At 57.8% G+C, this 4,805-nt stretch carries 6 protein-coding genes; 1 reads left to right on the forward strand and 5 read right to left on the reverse strand.

Features of this window, described 5'->3' with window-relative positions; translation table 11 throughout:
• Positions 1–481 (forward strand): urate hydroxylase PuuD (locus tag AC2FNC_RS17735; protein WP_496716118.1); only part of this gene is annotated, 481 nt, incomplete at its 5' end.
• 115 nt (positions 482–596) lie between these two features.
• Here AC2FNC_RS17735 and AC2FNC_RS17740 read toward each other — a convergent pair.
• The 5 genes from AC2FNC_RS17740 to AC2FNC_RS17760 all read right to left on the reverse strand — a co-directional run.
• Complete coding sequence (locus AC2FNC_RS17740) at positions 597–1,838, reverse strand: acyl-CoA dehydrogenase family protein (protein WP_496716120.1); 1,242 nt, start codon at positions 1,836–1,838, stop codon at positions 597–599.
• 324 nt (positions 1,839–2,162) lie between these two features.
• The gene (locus AC2FNC_RS17745; protein ID WP_480521248.1) at positions 2,163–2,924 is read right to left on the reverse strand and encodes a Phenylacetic acid catabolic protein; all 762 of its coding nucleotides are present in this window, start codon (positions 2,922–2,924) and stop codon (positions 2,163–2,165) included.
• Between the two features lie 13 nt (positions 2,925–2,937).
• A complete protein-coding gene (locus AC2FNC_RS17750) occupies positions 2,938–4,011 on the reverse strand; it encodes a 2Fe-2S iron-sulfur cluster-binding protein (protein WP_480521246.1) in 1,074 nt (357 codons plus the stop codon).
• Positions 4,012–4,024: 13 nt separating this feature from the next.
• A complete protein-coding gene (paaD, locus tag AC2FNC_RS17755) occupies positions 4,025–4,486 on the reverse strand; it encodes a 1,2-phenylacetyl-CoA epoxidase subunit PaaD (RefSeq protein WP_480521244.1) in 462 nt (153 codons plus the stop codon).
• A gap of 6 nt (positions 4,487–4,492) precedes the next feature.
• On the reverse strand, positions 4,493–4,805 hold a 313-nt coding region (locus AC2FNC_RS17760), incomplete at its 5' end, for a 1,2-phenylacetyl-CoA epoxidase subunit PaaC (RefSeq protein ID WP_496716121.1).

Genomic DNA, 4,805 nt, shown 5'->3' on the forward strand with positions numbered 1-4,805 from the left:
GTTTTCATGGATCATCGCCAGCCTGATCTTCCTGACCGGCGTGACCATCCGCCACTACTTCAACACGATGCACGCGACCGGGAAAGGGCCGCACTGGACCTGGGGTGTCACTGTCATCCTCATGATCGTGATCGCATGGCTGTCTTCTGTCAGAACCGGCGAAACATGGGAAGACGCCGAAGCAAGGGCGCTGACATCTTACGAAGAAAAATTTGCGTCGGCTGCGGGGTTTGAAGAAGCCTATGACACTGTGCTGGGCAACTGCTCGATGTGCCATGCCCGCGAGCCGGTTTATGGCACCATGAAATGGGCCCCCAAGAAGGTTTATCTTGAAACACCCGGCGATGTTGCCCGGCACGCCGACCAGATTTACCTGCAGGCCGGAATCAGCCATGCCATGCCGCCGCCCTCAGCGGTTCAAATGGACGTGGAAGCGCGACAAACCATCATCGCATGGGTGCGCGAGGTCAGAGGGCAGTAGGATTTTCGCAGGGCTACATCCTACCCTTCACTTCCTACCCCCTGCCGCGGGACAAGTACCTTGTTTCTGCCGCTCAAACAAAGCAGGGCGCACAAGACCTGATGCCGCCCCCGGCCTAGCGCGATGGAGGGGTCAGCCATTGGGCCGACATGCCAAAATTCGAGTTCTTCAACTCTTGCTTGGCAATCGCCTGCAAATGCACCTCATCCGGCCCATCTGCATATCGCAGCGCGCGTGCCCAGGTATAGCTGTCGGCCAGCGGTGTATCCGGGGTCATGCCCATCGCCCCAAAGACCTGCATCGCGCGATCCGTGACAGCAGCATGTACATTGGGCGCCACGACCTTGATCAATGAAATCTCTCGGAATGCTTCTTTTGCGCCCACCTGATCAATCTTCCAGGCCGCTTTCAGGGTCAGCAATCGCGCCTGTTCGATCTCTAACCGGGACTTGGCGATCCATTCGCGGATCACGCCCTGTTCTGCAAGCTGCTTGCCAAACGCCTTCCGTTCCTGCGCGCGTTCGACCATCAGGTTAAGTGCCATTTCCGCCGCACCGATCGATCGCATGCAATGGTGGATGCGACCGGGACCAAGCCGGGCCTGCGCCAGAGCGAACCCGCTGCCTTCCTCGCCCAAAAGATTGCTGACCGGGACACGCACATCCCTGAAGACCAGCTCGGCATGGCCCTCGGGGTCGTGCATGTTCAGAATGGTGGGGTTGCGAACAATCTCAAAACCGGGCGTGTCCTTTGGGACAATGACCATGCTCTGCTGTTTGTGTCGATCCGCATTGGGATCCGTTTTACCCATGACGATAAACAATCTGGTGTTCGGGTGACAGGCGTTCGTGATGAACCACTTGCGGCCATTGATGACGTATTCATCCCCCTCACGCCGTATCGAAGTGGTAATATTGGTCGCGTCCGAACTGGCCACATCCGGTTCAGTCATCGCAAAGGAGGATCGGATTTCACCGTTCAACAGCGGCACCAGCCACGTCTCGCGCTGTTCCGGAGTAGCAAACATGTGCAACAGTTCCATGTTGCCGGTATCGGGCGCGCTGCAATTGAACACTTCCGAAGACCAGGCCACCTGCCCCATAAGTTCGGCCAGCGGCGCGTATTCCAGATTGCTCAGCCGGGTGCCGGGTTCATCGTCGCGCAGGCTGGGCAGGAACAAGTTCCACAACCCTTCGGCCTGGGCTAACGCCTTGAGATCTTCCATAAACGAAACCGGGAAACTGCCTGCCGCCATTTCTTCTTTGTGATCGCGTATGCGCGGATAGATATGCGCCTCCATAAACGCTTTCAGGTGGTCATACATTTCCTTGGCGCGCGGCGATGGGGCAAAATCCATGGCGGTTCCTTCCGGTGCGTTGTGGCGGTGATATCCTCAAACCCTGTTCGCGCCAGCACGGCCGCCAAGGCACTGTCTTCTGCTGAGTTTTAACTGGCGCTTGATTACGCTCAGTTTGCGCAATCACTCCGATATGAAAAGAGGAAAATACCAATACCGCAATCTGCCGGCGTGAAACGTCAGGTCATTGCTCTCAGAACCTGGTGGACCAACAATACCTAAGGCGATGACCAGATCCCACACGGAGATTTGCACCGCCGGGCGAGTTTCACATCGCCCGCGCCCGGAAGTGCCTCTCAACGCGCCTTTGGCGTTTACACAGAACTAGGCCGGTGGTTTCAGGCCCAGCTGTTTCACGGCGGCGCCTGCTGTCTGAACCCATCGCTCTTTTAGGGCGTTGTTGCCATTGTGGCGCAAGCCCAGCGATTTCAGAAGCTCAAACCGTTTCAGATCATCGCCACCAAAGGACACAGCAACACGGGGCCACCAATAGTTAACCGCATCCTGCATCTGCTCGGTCTCTCCGTTCCCGGCAAGCTTCACAGCACCTTCCAGCGCCAACGCGCCATGATGGGCTTCGACCGGGGCGATGCTGCGGAACGCTTCGGCCAACGGTTGATAGGAAACCATTGAAAATTCGGCCAGTTGTTCCATGACCGCACGGCTCATCAGCAGGTTCATGATGACGGCGTCAGTCCAGCCCGAGATCGGATAATTGAATACCGCAAGGCGCATGTCATGCGCGCTGCGGGTCGCACCGATATCTGCGTCACGATCCAGGCGGGCCGTCCACGGATGATGTGTGGCATATCTCTCGGTATCGGCCCCAAACTCACCCATTATCCTGAGAACCTGATCGGCGTGATCCGTTTTCTCAAGAACAATCCTCGCGGCTGCGATACGTTCCTTGATTCCCGGACCCTGATTGATGATGTCTGCGAATCCGGCGGCACCGGCAAGTTCGCTGTCCACGAACGTGGCCATCAGCTTCATGAGTTCGGCGCGGTAGCGCGGCGGAACATTGGTCGGGTTGGTCAGCACACCGCCGGCGGCCAGATAGCTGTCGAGTGTCATGGTGTCAGTCATCTGTCTTCTCCCTTTACTGGTCGTAGTCCACGACCACGCGGTCGGTGACCGGATAGGCCTGACAGCTCAGTACATAGCCTTTTTCAACCTCGTAATCTTCAAGCGCGTGATTGGCGAGCATCTCGACCTCGCCTTCCAGAACGCGGCAGCGGCAGGTTGAACAGACACCGGCCTTGCAGGCGTAAGGGGCGTCCATGGCGTTTTCCAAGGCAGCGTCCAGAATGGATTTGTCCTTGGGCAGAGTTATCGTCTGAGTGGACCCATCAAGAGTGATCGATGCGCTGGTTTGGTTCGCCTGCGTGCCCGCGTCCGCCGCACCTTCCTTGCGTTTGGCGCGGCCCGGCTGAGCGCTGGCAAAGAGTTCAAACTTGATCTGCCTGTCGTCAAGACCATGCGCGCGCAGCGCGGCCGCGATCCCCAGCATCATCGGCTCGGGACCGCAGATAAAGGCTGTGTCCACGTTCTGAATATCGACCCAATGTTTGAACAGGTCGGCGCATTTTTCCTGCGTCACCAGACCGGTGAACAGGTCGATCTCCTGTGCATCCGCCTCAAGAATATGGATTACGTTCAGGCGGCCCATATAGAGGTTTTTCAGATCTTCCAGCTCTTCGCGGAACATGATCGTGTTGATGCCCTTGTTGGCGTAGATCAGCGTAAAGCGGGACTTGGGTTCGCGGGTCAGGGTTGTCTTCAGGATCGACAGAACCGGCGTGATGCCAGAGCCGCCAGCGAAACCGAGATACTGCTTTTCCGCATCAGCATCGATCGGAGTGTGAAAGCTGCCCATCGGTGGCATCGCCTGCACAACGTCCCCGACGTTAAGCTCGGAATTGGCCCAACTGGAGAATGCGCCGCCCTCGACACGTTTGATCCCGACTTGCAGTACCCCGTCATCCTTGCCCGCACAAATGGAGTAGGACCGACGCAGTTCTTCTCCGTCAAAGTCGCGGCGAAACGTCAGGTATTGGCCTGCGGTGAAATCGAACTGATCCGCCGCGCCGTTGACAGGCTCAAGCGTGACGACTACCGCATCGCGGATGGTTTTGTGGATGTCGGTGACTTTCAGGTCATGAAAACGTGCCATCCGGTGCTCCTCCTCAGATGCACTTGAAATAGTCAAAGGGTTCCAGGCAGTCGGTACAGCGCCAATGGGCCTTGCACGGGGTCGAGCCGAACTGGCTGACCTTTTCAACCGCTTTACTGCCGCAATGCGGGCAGCGCTCTGGCCCGCCCGCCGGTTGTGGCGGGGCGATGCCAAACTCTTCCAGCTTGGCGCGGCCTTTTTCGCTCAGCCAATCGGTTGTCCAGGCTGGTGAGATGCAGGTTTCGATCCGCACGTCTTTGATACCGTGATCGTGCAACGCGGTTTCGATATCCATGCTGATGACGGATGTTGCCGGACAGCCCGAATAGGTTGGCGTCACCGTCACGAGCAGCGTTTCGGCATCCCAACGCACATCGCGTACGATCCCGAGATCGACAACCGAGATTACCGGAATCTCGGGATCCGGTACGGCATCCAGCCAGTCCCAGATCTGGTCGGTCGAGTGGCGTTGCATCACATGTTACCAGCTTGCACCGGGATATGCGCGCTGCAACCACTGCATCTGCGTCAAAAGGTGCCCCAGATGTTCCGTATGCATGCGCCCGTCACGCCCGCCTTTATGGGCAAATCGGCTTTCCGGAAGGGTCAATGTCGCCTTGGCCAGAACCCGTTTGACCAGCGCATCATATTCTTCGCGCAGATCGGCCGGGTTCGGCGCGATCCCGGTCGCAACCATCTGCGCGTCGATGTCATCGCTGACAAACATCTCGCCTACATATGGCCAGAGGTAATCCAGCGCCGCCTGCATCCGGGTGTGGCTTTCTTCAGTTCCA

This window comes from Ruegeria sp. BHSA123 (genome assembly GCF_059613425.1).